Source organism: Rhizobium sp. 21-4511-3d (assembly GCF_053522545.1).
In genome coordinates this window covers 201,675-216,806 of record NZ_JBNWCF010000009.1, presented here as the reverse complement: position 1 = coordinate 216,806, position 15,132 = coordinate 201,675, and the positions used below count along the sequence as shown (strand labels likewise).

General features: G+C 61.3%; 15 protein-coding genes and 1 riboswitch. Of the genes, 2 read left to right on the top strand and 13 right to left on the bottom strand.

The genetic code is table 11. From position 1 onward, the window contains the following. Positions 1–11: 11 nt before the first annotated feature. The 6 genes from ACQZ5H_RS20635 to epmA form a co-directional block, all read right to left on the bottom strand. Positions 12–974, bottom strand: coding sequence for a DUF1839 family protein (locus ACQZ5H_RS20635; protein ID WP_449098912.1), 963 nt, complete (start codon positions 972–974; stop codon positions 12–14). Between the two features lie 8 nt (positions 975–982). Continuing rightward, the gene (locus ACQZ5H_RS20630) at positions 983–1,891 is read right to left on the bottom strand and encodes an amino acid--[acyl-carrier-protein] ligase (protein WP_199627932.1); all 909 of its coding nucleotides are present in this window, start codon (positions 1,889–1,891) and stop codon (positions 983–985) included. A gap of 5 nt (positions 1,892–1,896) precedes the next feature. Next, the gene (locus ACQZ5H_RS20625) at positions 1,897–3,078 is read right to left on the bottom strand and encodes an acyl-CoA dehydrogenase family protein (protein WP_449098911.1); all 1,182 of its coding nucleotides are present in this window, start codon (positions 3,076–3,078) and stop codon (positions 1,897–1,899) included. Next, entirely contained in the window at positions 3,078–3,329 is a 252-nt protein-coding gene (locus tag ACQZ5H_RS20620; protein ID WP_112718291.1) for an acyl carrier protein, read from the bottom strand. The genes ACQZ5H_RS20625 and ACQZ5H_RS20620 overlap by 1 nt, the downstream gene beginning before the upstream one ends. A gap of 256 nt (positions 3,330–3,585) precedes the next feature. Beyond that, positions 3,586–4,638 carry a lysine-2,3-aminomutase-like protein gene (locus ACQZ5H_RS20615; RefSeq protein ID WP_449098910.1) on the bottom strand — a complete coding sequence of 351 codons (1,053 nt, stop codon included), beginning with the start codon at positions 4,636–4,638 and terminating at the stop codon, positions 3,586–3,588. Beyond that, positions 4,635–5,699 (bottom strand): EF-P lysine aminoacylase EpmA, encoded by a 1,065-nt coding sequence (gene epmA / locus ACQZ5H_RS20610; RefSeq protein WP_449098909.1) that lies wholly within the window; start codon positions 5,697–5,699, stop codon positions 4,635–4,637. Before epmA ends, ACQZ5H_RS20615 begins: the two co-directional genes overlap by 4 nt. Positions 5,700–5,849: 150 nt before the next feature. Here epmA and efp point away from each other — a divergent pair, with 150 nt between their 5' ends. Continuing rightward, positions 5,850–6,419: an elongation factor P gene (efp, locus tag ACQZ5H_RS20605; protein ID WP_112718285.1), complete on the top strand. Its 570-nt coding sequence runs from the start codon at positions 5,850–5,852 to the stop codon at positions 6,417–6,419. A gap of 54 nt (positions 6,420–6,473) precedes the next feature. Here the strand turns inward: efp and ACQZ5H_RS20600 are convergent, their stop codons facing one another. From ACQZ5H_RS20600 to metA, 6 genes are all read right to left on the bottom strand, one after another. After that, positions 6,474–7,202: an SIS domain-containing protein gene (locus tag ACQZ5H_RS20600; RefSeq protein WP_449098908.1), complete on the bottom strand. Its 729-nt coding sequence runs from the start codon at positions 7,200–7,202 to the stop codon at positions 6,474–6,476. A 2-nt stretch (positions 7,203–7,204) separates the two neighbouring features. Further along, positions 7,205–8,356, bottom strand: coding sequence for an N-acetylglucosamine-6-phosphate deacetylase (nagA, locus tag ACQZ5H_RS20595; RefSeq protein ID WP_449098907.1), 1,152 nt, complete (start codon positions 8,354–8,356; stop codon positions 7,205–7,207). Continuing rightward, positions 8,356–9,387 carry an SIS domain-containing protein gene (locus ACQZ5H_RS20590; protein ID WP_112718279.1) on the bottom strand — a complete coding sequence of 344 codons (1,032 nt, stop codon included), beginning with the start codon at positions 9,385–9,387 and terminating at the stop codon, positions 8,356–8,358. Before ACQZ5H_RS20590 ends, nagA begins: the two co-directional genes overlap by 1 nt. Next, positions 9,384–10,157, bottom strand: coding sequence for a GntR family transcriptional regulator (locus ACQZ5H_RS20585; RefSeq protein ID WP_112718277.1), 774 nt, complete (start codon positions 10,155–10,157; stop codon positions 9,384–9,386). Before ACQZ5H_RS20585 ends, ACQZ5H_RS20590 begins: the two co-directional genes overlap by 4 nt. A gap of 113 nt (positions 10,158–10,270) precedes the next feature. After that, positions 10,271–11,293 carry an aldose epimerase family protein gene (locus ACQZ5H_RS20580; RefSeq protein ID WP_449098906.1) on the bottom strand — a complete coding sequence of 341 codons (1,023 nt, stop codon included), beginning with the start codon at positions 11,291–11,293 and terminating at the stop codon, positions 10,271–10,273. Between the two features lie 138 nt (positions 11,294–11,431). Further along, positions 11,432–12,355 carry a homoserine O-acetyltransferase MetA gene (gene metA, locus ACQZ5H_RS20575; RefSeq protein ID WP_130283128.1) on the bottom strand — a complete coding sequence of 308 codons (924 nt, stop codon included), beginning with the start codon at positions 12,353–12,355 and terminating at the stop codon, positions 11,432–11,434. A 61-nt stretch (positions 12,356–12,416) separates the two neighbouring features. After that, a riboswitch (SAM riboswitch) is annotated at positions 12,417–12,494 on the bottom strand. Between the two features lie 149 nt (positions 12,495–12,643). On the opposite strand from metA, the gene ACQZ5H_RS20570 reads away from it, so the two are divergent. Continuing rightward, entirely contained in the window at positions 12,644–14,479 is a 1,836-nt protein-coding gene (locus ACQZ5H_RS20570) for an ABC transporter ATP-binding protein/permease (protein ID WP_449098905.1), read from the top strand. A 6-nt stretch (positions 14,480–14,485) separates the two neighbouring features. Here ACQZ5H_RS20570 and ACQZ5H_RS20565 read toward each other — a convergent pair whose 3' ends face one another. Further along, positions 14,486–15,109: a hypothetical protein gene (locus ACQZ5H_RS20565; RefSeq protein ID WP_449098904.1), complete on the bottom strand. Its 624-nt coding sequence runs from the start codon at positions 15,107–15,109 to the stop codon at positions 14,486–14,488. Positions 15,110–15,132 lie beyond the last annotated feature (23 nt).

Genomic DNA, 15,132 nt, shown 5'->3' with positions numbered 1-15,132 from the left:
ACTCTCCGGTGTCACAACCGCTCGGAAATCGAAGCCATCATGGAATCCCATGCATCGGCAGCCGGATCAAGCGCGGTCTGCAACGGCTCGAATTTCTTGCGGGTGACGGCGCGCGCCAGCTGGAACTGCACCGATTTCGCCGTCTCGGAAATTTGCCTCGCGCTAGCTTCGGCACCGGCGAAGCGGCCGGGTGCCAGCCAGGCAAGATGATCGGCTGCGAGCTCGAAATTGGCGCCGAACTGGCGCAGGGTGTTGAACGCATATTTGTGGAAGAAGCCGAAGGGACGCTCGGCAACCGCCTCGACCTGCCGCGGGAAAACCGAAGCGAAGGCCCGGATCGGATTTGTGGAAGGGCGGCGCGCAAAATGCTTGCGGAATAGCTCGCCGGAAACCTTGCGGATATCGGCATCGCCGGGAAGCATCGCCGGAAATTTCGCAAATTCCGTATAGGGCAGGAACGGCGCATCGGCTTCCGTCAGATGCAGCTGGAACAGCCCGTCGAAGTCCTCGCCTTCGAGCGAGAAGAAGCCGGCATTGTGGAAGTATTCGACGCGCTTGGCCGCCATGTCCAGGCGGTTGATTGCCACCGTCGTCTTGCCGTGTTCGGTGCGATAGGCAGTACCCTGCGTATCGGGCATGAAATAGGAATCCATCTCGATCAGGCAGAGACGGCCGCGGCCGATCTGCGTCTGGATATGGCCTTCCACCGCATCGAAAATCGCCAGCTCGCTGACGCGGATACCGAACAGCGCTTCGAGATCTTCGAGCGGCACCTTGAAGAAGGTGAACTGGTCGCCTTCGAAATCCTGCGTCATCGTGAAGCCGAGCATGGCTTCCGGCGGCAGGCGAAGCGCGTTCAGCACTTCGATCCAGAGATCGATGTAGCAATTGGTTTCAGGCCACATGCGCTCACTGGAATGGAGCGCATGCCTGGCGTAGCCATCGGGACGGATGGCTGGAAAAACGGCGTTCATCCGAGATCTCAGCCCCAGAGCGCCTTGCGAACGTTTTCGGGCCATTCCTTCACGTCGAGACCGTGGTGATGGAAGAGCGCGAGCGCGATGCGTTCAAGACCGAAGCCGACGCATGCCGTATGCGCGACGCTGCCGTCTTCGAGGTTTAGGCCCCACTTCAGACCAAACGAATCCTGATGATAGTTGAAGCTCATACAGGCCGTTGGATTGGCGGTCGACGTGATCGGGATCAAGAGCTCGAATTTCAGGTTCTGGTCGCGCTGGTTGTTGACCATCATCTTGCCGGCACGGCCGAAGAACGGATCGTTGGCAACGTCGATGACGACGTCGAGGCCGACCTGCTTCATCATCTCAACGCCGCGATCCATCCAGCGCTGGCGGAATTCCGTCACGTTGGCTTCCGTGCCCATGCAGACATATTCGCGCATGCGGAACAGCTGCTGGCGTGCCGGATCCTTGGAAGGCTCGTGACGGAAGCAATAGGACTGTAGATCGTAGAGACCGCCATTGGCCGGCAGATTGCCGCGCTTGGCGATCGTCGGATAAAGCGGATAGCAGGCTGCCGGCGTCAGCACGATTTCGGTGGCTTCCTGGCCCTTGGTCCAGTCGTCGCCGACTTCCATGCATTGCAGCAGGTTCATGTGGTCGAGCTCTGCGCCGCAGAAGCTGTGCACGGTGCCCGCGAGCTGCGGGAAGCTCTTCATGTAACCGCTCTTTTCGAAGATCGCCCGGTTCATGCCCGGCGGGAAGCGCATGGCCTCCGCGCCATCGGCGCCACCGAACTTGTCGATCAGCCGCTCGAAGGCGGTGATCACGTCTTCGAACTGGCCGCTGCGGCCGTAAAGACCATCAACGCCGGTATCGATCAGCAGGCCGGATTCGAAAAGCCGGTCCAGAAACGAGGTCTGCATATCCATGTGAGTCACCCCAGTAGGCTAGTGTCCTGCTTGTGGACGAGAAGCATGCTCGACGTATTGCCGAGGATGCGGTCATTGGAAATCATCAGCTGCGCGGAATGCGCGTCTCGCAGATGGCGGCCGACGCTAAAGGGCGTGCCGTTCTTGTAGCCCATGATCCCGCAGATCAGCATGACGTGGTTGACAATCTCCAGGATCGTTTCCGACGAGGCGATCTTCACGTTGTTCATGGCAACGGCAAAGCCCATCGACGACAGCTTGTCGGGATCGGCCTTGGCGTCCTCATAGGCCTTGAGGCCCGCAACGACATTGGACTTGACCATCTGCAGAAGGTTTGAGACTTCCGCGAGCCGCAGCGCACCTGGGGGCGGGGCGCCGGGAGATTTGCGCGCAGCAGCGCGCACGAAAGATTGAGCGCGCGAGACAGCATCGACGGCGATACCATACCAGACGCCGCTCCAGAGGAGGTGCGAGGAGGCAAGCATCGACTGCGCCGCAATCTCGGCAAACGGCTTCGGCAGGATCTGGACCGCCGGCGCCTCGCCCTTGAACAGGAAACCGTCCGAGCAGGTGCCGCGCATGCCGAGCGTGTTCCAGACATGGGTCCGCTCGATCGTGTACTGATCTTTGGTGAAGGCCGTCAGAACCTGGTCGGAGGAGGCGGCTTCCGGATTGCTGCGCGAGGTAATCAGGATCGCATCGGCATGCGAGCCGTAAGAAATGACGGTCGCGTCCTTTTCGAGGCGGCAGATACCGCCGCTGACCTCGATGGCGCAGATGCTGTTGCGCAGGTTGCCGCCGATGCCGCCTTCCGTCGTCGCCGAGGCGATCAGCAACTGTTCGGCAGCAAGCCGCTGCATGAAGCCTGCGTGCCATTCGCTTTCGGTGCCGTGTTCCACCAGGCTCGAAAGCTTGATGTGATGCATGGCGAAGACCATGGCGCTTGCGGCGCAAGCCTGGCCAAGAATGGAGCAGAGTTCGGCGATTTCGGTCGTCGTCGCACCCTCGCCACCGAGATGGCGGGGGACCTGGATGCCAAGCAACCGCTCAGCCTTCATCGCATTGACAGCTTCGCGCGGGAAGCGGCCTTCCGCATCGACCGTATCGGCGTGCTTGGCAGCGATCTCTGCGACGCGTGCGGCCCGTGCCGCAAAACTCTCTTCGGCAATCTTGACCTGGAAGTTCATCAGGCGACCTTCCGGCTATCCTTGATCTGATCGACGGTCTTCTCGATCGCCGAAATGCTGGCGAAGGATTTGCGGTTGAGCAGATTGTCGGGAAACTCGATGTCGAAGGCTTCTTCGATGCCCAGCATCAACTGCACGGAGGCGAAGGACGTAAGACCCGCCGCATAGAGATCGGCATCATCGGCGATCTGGTCGACCGCCACCGGAAGCTTGCCGAACTTGGCTATAAGGTCGCGGATTGTCGTGTTCATCCTAGCATCTCCAAGATTGTCATGATCCTGAGCAGGCAGTCATCGCCTAAATCATGAGCGTTCTTTTAGGCCGGAAAAAACAACATTCCGCTAATTGGTCTGGTTAAATATGAGCAAGGTTCATACTTAAAGTTTTATCGGATATTCGAAAGCGATCGATGTTTTATATTTGATTTCAGTAATTTGCGGCAACGATCTGCCGAAATACCCGAAATTGGCGTTCAAGCCTGCAGTGCAGAAATGAAACGCAAAACCGTCAACCCACCGGCGGATAGACGTGCTCGCCGCCACGATAATCGGAGACCGAAAAGCAGCCATCCGCCGTCTTGCGCAACCCGTTCTCCGAGACCACCGTCTTGCCGTGACCGCCGGGGATATCGAGAATATAGGCCGGCTGGCAGAGCCCAGAGATGCGCCCGCGCAAGGCGGCGACGATCTTCTGCCCTTCTTCGATCGACAGCCGGAAATGACTGGTGCCCGGGGCAAGATCCGGATGATGCAGGTAGTAGGGCTTGATGCGGTTCTCGACGAACCGCTTCATCAGGTCGGCAAGCACGGCCGGATCGTCGTTGACACCCTTCAGCAGCACCGACTGGCTGATCATGACGATCCCGGCATCGACGAGGCGGGCGCAGGCAGCGCGGGCCTCGTCGGTGAATTCACGCGGATGGTTCGCATGCAGCGCGACATAGACAGTCTTGCCACTCGCCTTCAGCGCCGCAATCAGCGCCGCATCGATCTTGCGCGGCTCGACGACCGGAACGCGGGTATGGAAACGGACGATCTTGACGTGATCGATCGTCGCCAGTTCCCGCATGATCTCTTCGAGGCGCCGCGGCGACAGGATCAGCGGATCGCCACCCGTCAGAATGACTTCCCAGATTTCATCGTGCTGGCGGATGTAATCGAAGGCGGCCTTCATCGCCTCCGGCTCCAGCGTGCCCAGCCCCTGAGGGCCGACCATTTCGCGGCGGAAGCAGAAGCGGCAATAGACCGGGCAGACATGCACGGCCTTCAGCAGCACGCGATCCGGATAGCGATGGACGATGCCCTCGACAGGGCTATGCGCGATATCGCCGATCGGGTCGGCGCGCTCTTCCGGCAAGATCCGCAATTCGTCGCCGACAGGCACGAACTGGCGCGCGATCGGATCGGCCGGATCATCGCGATCGATCAACGCCGCGACCGAAGGCGTCAGCGCGATCGCATAGCGGGCCGCGACCTCTTCGAGGGCCAGCCGGTCGCCCTCGGCGATCAGGCCGGCGCTCGACAGGTCATCGACGCTCTTGATCGGCCGGACGATATTCATCGGCCATACTCCGCGACAGGCGCCCAGAGCACCTGATCGATGCGCGTGGCACCCGTCGCCAGCATCGCCAGCCGGTCGAAGCCGAGCGCGATACCGCTTGCCTCCGGCATGATCTGCAACGCGTCGAGAAAATCCTCGTCCAGCGGATAGCGCTCACCATAGATGCGCGCTTTCTCGGCCATCTCGATCTCGAAACGGCGGCGCTGTTCTGCGGCGTTGGTCAGCTCGCCGAAACCATTGGCGAGCTCGACTCCGCAGGCATAGACCTCAAAGCGCTCGGCAACCCTGGGATCGCCAGCCGAGGGCCGCGCCAGAGCAGCTTCCGAAACCGGATATTCGTCGAGAATGGTGATACGGCCGAAGCCGAGATGCGGCTCGATCTTTTCGACCAGCGCCCGGCTGAAGAGATCGGCCCAGCCATCGTCTTCGGCAACGCGCAGGCCATTGCGGCGCAGTTCGGCCGCCAGATGCTCGCGATCCGTCGAACCATCGGCAGCGACGGAGGCGAGCAGATCGATCCCGGCGTAGCGATCGAAAGCCTCGGCAACGGAAATCCGCTCCGGCCCGGCAAAGGGATCGGCCTCGGCGCCGCGATAGGTGAGCTTGGATGCCTTGACGGTCTCGGCGGCGAGTGCGGCCATCCGCACGCAGTCCATCATCAGCGTCTCGTAGCTCTCGCCCGCCCGGTACCATTCCAGCATGGTGAATTCAGGGTGGTGCAGCGGCCCGCGCTCGCGGTTGCGATAGACATGCGCGAAACAGGCAATGCGCTGCTCGCCGGCCGAGAGCAGCTTCTTGCAGGCAAATTCCGGCGAAGTGTGCAGATAGAAGGGTGCGGACCGCCCGTCGGTCGTCAGCGCTTCGGTCGCGAAGGCATGAAGATGCGCCTCGTTGCCGGGGGAGACCTGTAAAGCCGATGTATCGACTTCGATGAAGTCTTCCTTGGCAAAGTAAAGACGCAGAGCCGCCTGGATCGCATTGCGCCCGATCAGGAACGGGCGGCGATCCGCATGAATATCAGGCGTCCACCAGGGCGAGGCTTTGGCGCTCGTCAGGGTCATTCTCCGCTTCTTCACTGCAAGGACCAACGCGAGGGCTGGCTTTTCACCGGATTTTACGTTAGTTGCCGCCCCAAAGGAAAATCAATCGCGTCTCCGGGGCTATTGCGACAGTCCTCTACGACGCCGAAGCCTGAGTTACAAGGAAGTCTTATGGTCAAGGTCATCGCCTCCTCCGTCCGCAAGGGCAACGTTCTCGAAGTGGAAGGCAAGCTCTACGTCGTTCTCACTGCCAACAACTTCCACCCGGGAAAGGGCACGCCGGTCACGCAGGTCGACATGCGCCGCATCGTCGATGGCGTGAAGGTGTCCGAGCGTTGGCGCACGACCGAACAGGTCGAGCGCGCTTTCGTCGAAGACGTCAACTTCCAGTTCCTCTATGAAGACGGCGAAGGCTTCCACTTCATGAACCCGCAGACCTATGATCAGGTCGTCGTCGATGTCGAAACGATGGGTGACCAGAAGGCCTATCTGCAGGAAGGCATGACCTGCATCCTGTCGATTCACGAAGGCATCCCGCTGGCGCTCGAGCTGCCGCGTCACGTCACGCTGGAGATCACCGAGACCGAGCCGGTCGTCAAGGGCCAGACGGCTTCTTCTTCCTACAAGCCGGCAATGCTCTCGAACGGCGTTCGCACGATGGTTCCGCCGCATATCGATGCCGGCACCCGCGTCGTCATCGCGACGGAAGACAATTCCTACGTCGAGCGCGCCAAGAACTGATTGGCCCTCAGGGACCGAACAAAAAAGCCGGCGGAGACGCCGGCTTTTTTCGTTTCAGAGATGCGGATTGCGCGGCCGGTAGCGCTTGACCAGCCGCTGATTGACATCGGTGGCACCTGGCATGTTGGCACTCAGATAGACAGGCGCATCGCCGGCTTTCGCGAGCTCGGAGGCGACCTCGGCGAAGATGGCATTCAGAACCGTCACGCCGATCGCCGTCGACACCGGCCCGACCTTCAGCCCGCTGCCTTCGATCTCGATCACGGCATCGCCGGGTGGCAAGCCATTGTCGAGGACGATATCGGCAACGTCGGCCAGGCGGCGTCGGCCATTGGCGATGGCGCTCGAATACTCGACCGAGGTTATGGCGATCACCTTGGCGCCGATCTCATGGCCGTAGTCCGCCGCCTCTATCGGTGCCGCATTCACGCCCGAGTTCGACGCGATGATGATCACGTCGCCGGATTGCATGCCGTAGCGCTCCAGAACCGGTCGCACCAGACCCTGCGTCCGCTCGTAGACCGAGCTGATGACAGCCCCCTCATGCAGCATTGCCGAACCGACGAGAACGGGCACGGTAACGGCGAGACCACCTGCGCGGTAATGGACCTCTTCGGCCAGCATATGCGAATGGCCGGTACCGAAGACATAGACGCGCCGGTCATGGCGTGCCGCCTCCAGAATAGCCGCCGCAGCCTGTTGCATCGGATCGTCAAGAGCGGACTGCAGCTTGCCGAGACGAGCGATCAGGTTGGAGAAATAGGCGTCGGTAATCGCCGTCATCGCTACTTCCTCTCGCCGGAGATCCAGGCCGCTGTCACTTCGGTCTTGTCGTTGAGGTGAACCACATCGGCGCGGTATCCCGGCAGAAGCTGTCCGTAGCCTTCGAGGCGCAGGAAGCGGGCCGGATAGAGTGTCGCCATCCTCAGTGCTTCCGCCAGCGTCAGGTCGAGATAGGTCGTGCAGTAGCGGATGCTGGAGGCCATATCGACATCCGAGCCGGCCAGCGTGCCGTCGGCCAGAACCACCTTGGAGCAGAAGCTGCCGCTCTCGCGATGGACCGTGCGGCCATTCAGCGTGAAGCTGTCCTTGTCGGAACCGACAAGCGACATCGCATCGCTGACCAGAAACAGCTTGCCCTCGCCGCGCTTGGCGCGAAGCGCCGTGCGCAGGGCCTTCGGATCGACATGGTGACCATCCGCAATCACGCCGCACCAGGTCGCCGGATGATCGATCGCCGCGCCGACGAGGCCAGGTGCGCGATGGCCCATCTGGCTCATGGCATTGAAGAGATGCGTGACGCCGCGGGCGCCGGCATCGAAGCGTTCCTCGGCCTGCTCGCTGGTGCAATCGGAATGACCGATGCTGACGGTGACGCCTGCTTCGGCGAGTTCCCGCACCTGCTTCACGGAAACCTGCTCCGCCGCCATGGTCACCAGCAGCGTACCGATCGCCTCGCGTGCCGCGATGAACGCCTTGACGTCGCTGTCTTCGACGGGACGCATCAGCGACGCGAGATGCGCGCCCTTGCGCGCCGGCGCCAGATGCGGGCCTTCCAGATGCAGACCAGCGACACCGCGGTTGGTCTTCACGGCTTCCTTGGCTGCCTCGATCGCCGCTTTGGTCGCATCGGCGGTATCGGTGATCAGCGTCGGCAGCAGGGCGGTCGTACCGTAACGGCGGTGACCGTCGGCGATGATATACATCGAGCCGGCCGACGGCTCGTCATTCAGCATCCGGCCGCCGCCGCCATTTACCTGCGCGTCGATGAACCCGGCGGAGAGAACGCCGCCGTCGAGCACGACCCGCTCGCCTTCGGGCAGATCGTTGAGCGCAGCGATCGTCTCGATGCGCCCATCGGAAACGATGAGCGCCCGCTCGTCATGAAAGCGCTCGCCATCGAAGATGCGCGCGCCGGTGAAAATCTTCCGGGACATCAGACGGTCTCCGTGACCTTGAGCAGGTTTGCCGGCTTGTCAGGATCGAAACCCTTGCGGCGGGTAACAGACTCGATCAGGCGATAGTAGACGAGCAGCGAGACAAGCGGATCGAGCAGACCGTTGCCGGTCGTCGGCACACGCAGATTGACGCCGGCAAGCGGCTGCGCCGAGAACGGAACCGTCGTCGCGCCAAGCTTCTGCAGGCGCTCCAGCGCCTGGACGTTATTGGCATAGGCAGCATCATCAGGCGCGAAGGCGACGATCGGGAAGCCCGGCTGCACGAGGCGCATCGGGCCGTGCATCAGCTCGGCGAGCGAAAAAGCCTCGGCATGCAGGCCGGAGGTTTCCTTGGCCTTGAGCGCAGCTTCGAGCGCAATCGCGAAAGCCGGACCGCGGCCTGCCGTATAGAGCGAGCTCGCGTTGAAGAGCACGTCTTCGGCAGCGGCAGTATCGATGCCGGAAGTCGCAGACAGCGCCTCCGGAAGCTTCTGCAGGGCAGCCTGCAGATCGGCCTTGCCGCCGATTGCAGCGGTAACACCAGCCAGTGCGGCAACGGAAGCGATGAACGACTTGGTCGCGGCGACGCTCTTCTCGGGTCCGGCATTCAGGCCAAGCACGATATCGGCCTGATTGCCGAGCGGGCTGTCGGTGACGTTGACGACGGCGATCGTCGTTGCGCCACCCTTCTTGGCTGCTTCCTGCAGGGCGACGATGTCAGGGCTGGCGCCCGACTGCGAAACCGTGAAGTGAATGCCACCCTTCAGATGCAGCGGCGCGCCATAGACCGAAGCGATCGACGGACCGACCGAAGCGACCGGTACGCCGCAGCTGATCTCGAAAAGATATTTGAAGAAGGTCGCCGCGTGGTCGGAGGACCCGCGCGCTGCCGTCGTCACCACGCTCGGCCGGGCCGAAGAGAACAGCTTGGCGATCTCCGCGAATGCCGGCTTTTCCTTTTCGAGGAGGGTCGCCACCACGTCCGGCGATTGACCCGCCTCCTGCAACATCAGCGACTTGTTCTCACTCATAGCTCATCTCCAATTCTCAATTCTGCAACAAAATCATATGCATCGCCACGATAGTGCGAGCGGGTATATTCAACGACGCGTTGGTCTTCGAGGCGGGAAATCCGCTCGATCAGCAGCGCAGGCGCACCGGCCTTGACGTTCAGCATCGCGGCCGAAGAAGGGTCGAGCGTCACCGCCGTCAGACGCTGCAGCGCCCGCACCGGCTTGTGTCCGCTGGCAGCCAGCGCATCGTAAAGCGATCCCTCGCCACCGGCATGCTCGCCGACGAACTTCACCGGAACGACGGCGCGCTCGATGGCGAGCGGCAGGCCATCGGCCAGGCGCAGTCGGTCAAGCCGCAGCACCGGCTCGTCCTGACTGAGACCTAGGAGAAAGGATTCTTCCGGCGAGGGCTGGTTGATCTGTCTCGACAGAATTTTTGCAGCGGGCGAACGCCCGCGCGAGCGCATATCGGCCGAGAAGGAGGAGAGACGCCAGAGCGGCTGCTCCATGCGTTCGACCCGCGCCGAGACGAACGTGCCGCTGCCATGGCGCGATTCCAGCGCACCCGATGACATCAGGTCGCGATAGGCGGTTCTGACGGTGACACGGCCGAGCTTCAGCGCTTCGGCAAGATCACGTTCGCCGGGCAATGCCGCGCCGGGCTTCAGGAGTCCTTCCTGAATGAGACCGGTCAAGGCCAGCGCCAGCCGCTTGTAAAGCGGGCCGGTGGACGCCTCGTCGCGCAGCCCGCGCGCATTCAGCTCTGCTATTAGACTGGTTCTATCCATGGAAAGTGATTAGAACCTATTTAGAACCACTCTTCAAGATGAATCTACGCCGAAAACACAAAACCCTCGTGACGGGGTCACGAGGGTTTCGAAAATGGCGATGGCGAAGCGGCTCAGCTCTTGCTGAAGATGTAGTCCGTTTCCTGACGCAGCACCTCACCCGGCCGCAGCACGGCACTGGGGAAGCCCTCGTGATTGATCGCATCGGGCCAGACCTGCGTTTCCAGGCAGAAACCGGCAAACGGGCCATACTTGCGGCCATCGAGACCCGGCACCGCGACATTGAGCTTGAAGCCGGCATAGAACTGCACGCCGGGCTCGGTCGTGCGTACTTCCAGCGACACGCCGGAATTGACGCTGCGCGCCAGGACGACCGAGCGCTTGGCGACACGGTCCTTCGACAGGCAGAAATTATGGTCGTAGAGCGCCTGCTCGGAGCCCTCGAAACGCTTCATCGAGGTCATTTCGCGGAAATCGAAGGTGGTGCCGTCGACCGGGCGCAGCTCGCCGGTCGGGATCTGCCGCTCGTCGGTCGGCAGATAATGGTCGGCGGCGATCATGATGTCGTGGCCGAGTGCATCGTCGCGGCCGTCGAGATTGAAATAGGCGTGCTGGCAGACATTGGCGAGCGTCGGCTGATCCGAGGTCGATTCATAGACGATCGAGAACTCGCCGTTGCCATGGACCCGGTATGTCGCCTGGATCGTGCAATTGCCGGGATAGCCGGCGCGGCCATCGGGATCGACGATCTTCAGCACGACGCGATCGACATCATGCTCGACGATCGTCCAGTTGCGCTTGGCGATATTGTCGCTGCCGCCATGCAGATGCGAGACACCCTTCTCGTTGAGCTCCAGCTGATAAGCCTTGCCATCGAGCGTGAACTTGCCGCCGCCGATGCGGTTGGCACAGCGGCCGGGCGTCGCACCGAAATAGGAGGAATAGGCCGGATAGTCGGCGAAATTGTCGAAGCCGAGCAGCAGCGGAGCCTCATGGCCGTCGAGCCGCAGATCCTGAATGACCGCGCCCCAGGTCATGATCTTGGCCGTCAGACCGCCGCCCTTGATCTCGACGCGATAGACGGTCTCACCATCCTTCGTCGTTCCGAAAACTTCCCGCTTCAGCTGTTCAGCCATCTATCCATCGTCCTGAAATCTGTTCGCTTTCCGGCAGCGAACCTGCCCCCATTTTCCGCGAACCGCAACTGCCAAAGGCAAAAAAGAAGCGCCGCGGCATCAAGGCCAGCGGCGCAACGTCAACAGATTGATAAACCCTCAGATTTTCGTCCCGATCTCGCTGAGCTCGTAGGGCGTCGTCTGGTAGATTTCATTGATCCAGTTGCCGAAGAGCAGATGCGCGTGGCTGCGCCAGCGGTTCTGCGGCTGAAGGGCTGGATCGTTATGCGGGAAATAGTTATGCGGCATCTTGATCGGCACGCCGGCATTCACGTCGCGGAAATACTCGTCAGACAGTGACGTCGAGTCATATTCGACGTGATTGAAGATATAGAGCCGCTTGGCCGCTTCTTCCTGAACGAGGCAGACGCCCATCTCGTTCGATTCCATCAGGATTTCCAGACCCGATGCCTTTTCGATATCGGCACGGCGAACCTCGGTCCAGCGGGAGACCGGGATTTCGAAATTGTCGGAGAAACCATTGAGATAGACGGAAGAGGGTTTCAGATTCTTGTGGCGATAGACGCCGAAGGCCTTTTCGCCGAGCTCATGCTTCGGCACCCCATGGAAATGGTAGATGGCCGCCATCGCGCCCCAGCAGACATTCATCGTCGAATGCACGTTGGTGCGCGTCCATTCGAAGATGTCCTGCATCTCCTTCCAATAGGTGACGTCTTCATAGGGCATCAGCTCGATCGGCGCGCCGGTGATGATGAAACCGTCGAATTTGCGGTGCTTCACTTCTTCCCAGGTCTGGTAGAAGGCGAGCAGATGGTCTTCGGAGGTGTTCTTGGCCTTGTGATTGCCGATGCGCACCAGCGAGAACTCGACCTGCAGCGGCGAGGCGCCGACGAGGCGCGCCATCTGCACCTCGGTCTTGATCTTGTTCGGCATGAGATTGAGAAGCCCGATCTGCAGCGGACGGATATCCTGGCGGATAGCCATCGTTTCGGTCATCACCCGAACCCCCTCCTGAACGAGGGTTTCGAAAGCGGGGAGCGTGTCAGGAATCTTGATGGGCATCGCATTCACTCGATCGAACAGAACAACCGGCAAATAAAAAACCGGCAACGAAAGAATCGCTACCGGTCCGCACGCGGCCCTTTAGCGACTTATTTAACGTGGCTGCAAGCCGGCCGGCCAAATCACCACGAGGTCTTCTAGATAGCGCTGACAGCGGCGCGAATCAATGAGGATTCGCATGCGGCGCCTTGGCGCAAGGTAACTCACGCATTAATGACTGGTAGAATCTGTTGATGGACAGTGCGCGCTACCATGTTAATCAGGGGCGATGCTGTACGGGAATGCGTGATGACGGACGACGCCAAAGGCGCGGCTGGCGGTCAGCGGCAAGACCGGGTCGGATATGACCTGAGCCTCGGCTACCGCCTTAAATTGATGTTTCAGGCTTTCTGGGCCTCCAAGGTGCGCGGCAAGATCCTGTCGCTCGCGGCGATTCTGCTCGCCGTCATCCTGGCGACGGCTTATGGCCAGGTGGTCCTGAACCGCTGGAACGCACCCTTCTACGATTCGCTGCAGCGGCGCGATGTCACCGAATTCTTCCACCAGCTGCAGGTCTTCGGCCTGATCGCCGGCTCTCTCCTGCTGCTCAATGTCGGTCAGGCATGGCTGAACCAGATGACCGCGCTCTACATGCGCGAGGGCCTGACACGCGATCTCGTCGACCAGTGGCTGAAGCGCAAGCGAGCCCTTCGGCTGGCCTCGAGCGGCCTGATCGGCGTCAATCCCGACCAGCGCTTGCATGAAGACGCCCGAAACCTGGCGGAAAGCACCACCGGCCTCGTTCTCGGGCTCATTCAGTCCACCATCCTGCTCGTCAGCTTCATCGGCGTTCTCTGGGAACTGTCGAGCGGCTTCGTCTTCCACTTCAGCACCTATTCCTTCGCCATCCCCGGCTACATGGTCTGGGCCGCGGTCTTCTATGCTGCCTCGGCATCGATCCTCAGCCAGATCGTCGGCCGCAAGCTGGTGCCGATCAACGCGGAGCGCTTCTCGAAGGAAGCCGAACTGCGTTTCTCGCTGATGCATGCCAACGAGAATATGCCGGCGATCACCGTTGCCAAGGGCGAGGAAAACGAGCGCCAGCGCATCAATATCGATATCAGCACCGTTCTCGCCGTCCTGAAGCGGCTGACGATGGCGAATACCAATCTCACCTGGGTCTCTGCCGGCTATGGCTGGCTGGTCATCGTCATCCCGATCATCGTCGCTGCCCCCGCCTATTTCTCCGGCGGCCTGACCTTCGGTGAGCTGATGATGTCGGTCGGCGCCTTCAACCAGGTCAATACGGCGCTGCGCTGGTATGTCGCCAATTTCGGCCCGATCGCCGAATGGCGCGCAACGCTGAACCGCGTCACCGATTTCCGCCATGCGCTTCAGCACATGGATGACGCGATGAACCCGAAGAATGTCATCGCCTATGAGGATACCGCAGCCGACAGGCTTGTGATGAAGAATGTGACGATCGCCGCAAAGCTCGGCGAAGAAGTCGACCAGTGCGGCGGCTTCCGTGTGCACGAGCCTGACGTCACGCTGAAGGCCGGCGAGAAGGTGATGATCAACGGCGATCACAACGTCAATCGCAAGCTGCTGTTCCAGGCAATGGCCGGTCTGTGGCCCTGCGGCAGCGGCACGATGGGCCTGCCGCCATCCGACGACATGCTGTTCATCCCGCAGGTCGCCTATATCCCCGGCGGCACGCTGCGCGAGGCGCTCTGCTTCCCCGAACCTGCCGGTTCGTACAAGAACGAGGATATCGAGGCTGCGATGGAGAAGGCCGGGCTGCGTCAGCTCATCGGCCGTCTCGATACGCGTGCGCGCTGGGACAAGGTGCTGGATTCCGACGAGCAGAAGGCCATCGGCTTTGCCCGGCTTCTGCTGGTGCGGCCGCGCTGGGTCGTATTCGACGAAGTGCTCGAAGGTCTCGAACCGGAATGGCAGGCGACGCTGACCAACCTGCTGACGGCGCTGCCGGATACGGCGATGATCTATATCGGCCGCTCCGAGACCTATATGGAAGTGCTGAAGCCGCGGGTGCTGCATCTGGAAGCGATCGCTTCCAAGACCGAAGAACCCGCGCCGCCGAAAGCCGGCACCGGCCGCCCGGCGGCGGCTCCGGTGCTCTAGCAATCATCACATCGGCTGGACGCCGCTGAGGCCGACGGAAACCTGCTTGGACGAAACGCTGCCATCGGCAGCCTTCTCGGCCGTGACGATGACGGCGGCACCCGGCTTCAGATCATCCTTGGTAGCCGACGCGATGGTGACGATCTGCGTGCCATCGGGAATGGCGATCGTCTTTTCCTTGCCCTGATAGGTGAGCGTGATCGTCTTGCCGTTGACCGCCTTGACGGAGGTGCTGACCGTCGCATTGGTCATCTCGGTATTCGGCTTGGCATCCCAGGGGCGATTGCCCTCGCCGGTGCCCTTCATCGAGGCCGGGAAAATCATCACCTGCAGCGCATCGTTCGGGCCGCTGCCCTTCGGCATCGAGCCGACACCGACGAAATCGCCCGGCTTGATATCGTCGACGGATGCCCGCTGGATGCCGCCGACCTTGAAACCGGATTGCATGGCGATCGACTGATCGCTGCCGTCGCGGGTCTTGATCGTCAGCACGTCGCCATTGAGGCTCTCGACGACCCCCCGGATGCGAACGCGCTGCGTATCGTCGGCCTGGCTGGACTGAACGGCTGAAAAGGTGATGGCTGCGGCGGCGAGCGCCGTCAGAAATGCGGAAGAAAGCTTGCGAGACATATGACTATTCCTTGTCGCCACGA

Bases quoted from the DNA above. Each gene is read 5' to 3' on its own strand.
- ACQZ5H_RS20570 (WP_449098905.1), top strand. From the start codon at position 12,644: ATGACGGACGACGCCAAAGGCGCGGCTGGCGGTCAGCGGCAAGACCGG.
- ACQZ5H_RS20590 (WP_112718279.1), bottom strand. From the start codon at position 9,387: ATGAGTGAGAACAAGTCGCTGATGTTGCAGGAGGCGGGTCAATCGCCG.
- ACQZ5H_RS20600 (WP_449098908.1), bottom strand. From the start codon at position 7,202: ATGACGGCGATTACCGACGCCTATTTCTCCAACCTGATCGCTCGTCTC.
- ACQZ5H_RS20635 (WP_449098912.1), bottom strand. From the start codon at position 974: ATGAACGCCGTTTTTCCAGCCATCCGTCCCGATGGCTACGCCAGGCAT.
- ACQZ5H_RS20630 (WP_199627932.1), bottom strand. From the start codon at position 1,891: ATGGATATGCAGACCTCGTTTCTGGACCGGCTTTTCGAATCCGGCCTG.
- ACQZ5H_RS20615 (WP_449098910.1), bottom strand. From the start codon at position 4,638: ATGAATATCGTCCGGCCGATCAAGAGCGTCGATGACCTGTCGAGCGCC.
- ACQZ5H_RS20565 (WP_449098904.1), bottom strand. From the start codon at position 15,109: ATGTCTCGCAAGCTTTCTTCCGCATTTCTGACGGCGCTCGCCGCCGCA.
- ACQZ5H_RS20580 (WP_449098906.1), bottom strand. From the start codon at position 11,293: ATGGCTGAACAGCTGAAGCGGGAAGTTTTCGGAACGACGAAGGATGGT.
- nagA (WP_449098907.1), bottom strand. From the start codon at position 8,356: ATGTCCCGGAAGATTTTCACCGGCGCGCGCATCTTCGATGGCGAGCGC.
- ACQZ5H_RS20585 (WP_112718277.1), bottom strand. From the start codon at position 10,157: ATGGATAGAACCAGTCTAATAGCAGAGCTGAATGCGCGCGGGCTGCGC.
- ACQZ5H_RS20620 (WP_112718291.1), bottom strand. From the start codon at position 3,329: ATGAACACGACAATCCGCGACCTTATAGCCAAGTTCGGCAAGCTTCCG.
- epmA (WP_449098909.1), bottom strand. From the start codon at position 5,699: ATGACCCTGACGAGCGCCAAAGCCTCGCCCTGGTGGACGCCTGATATT.
- efp (WP_112718285.1), top strand. From the start codon at position 5,850: ATGGTCAAGGTCATCGCCTCCTCCGTCCGCAAGGGCAACGTTCTCGAA.
- ACQZ5H_RS20625 (WP_449098911.1), bottom strand. From the start codon at position 3,078: ATGAACTTCCAGGTCAAGATTGCCGAAGAGAGTTTTGCGGCACGGGCC.
- metA (WP_130283128.1), bottom strand. From the start codon at position 12,355: ATGCCCATCAAGATTCCTGACACGCTCCCCGCTTTCGAAACCCTCGTT.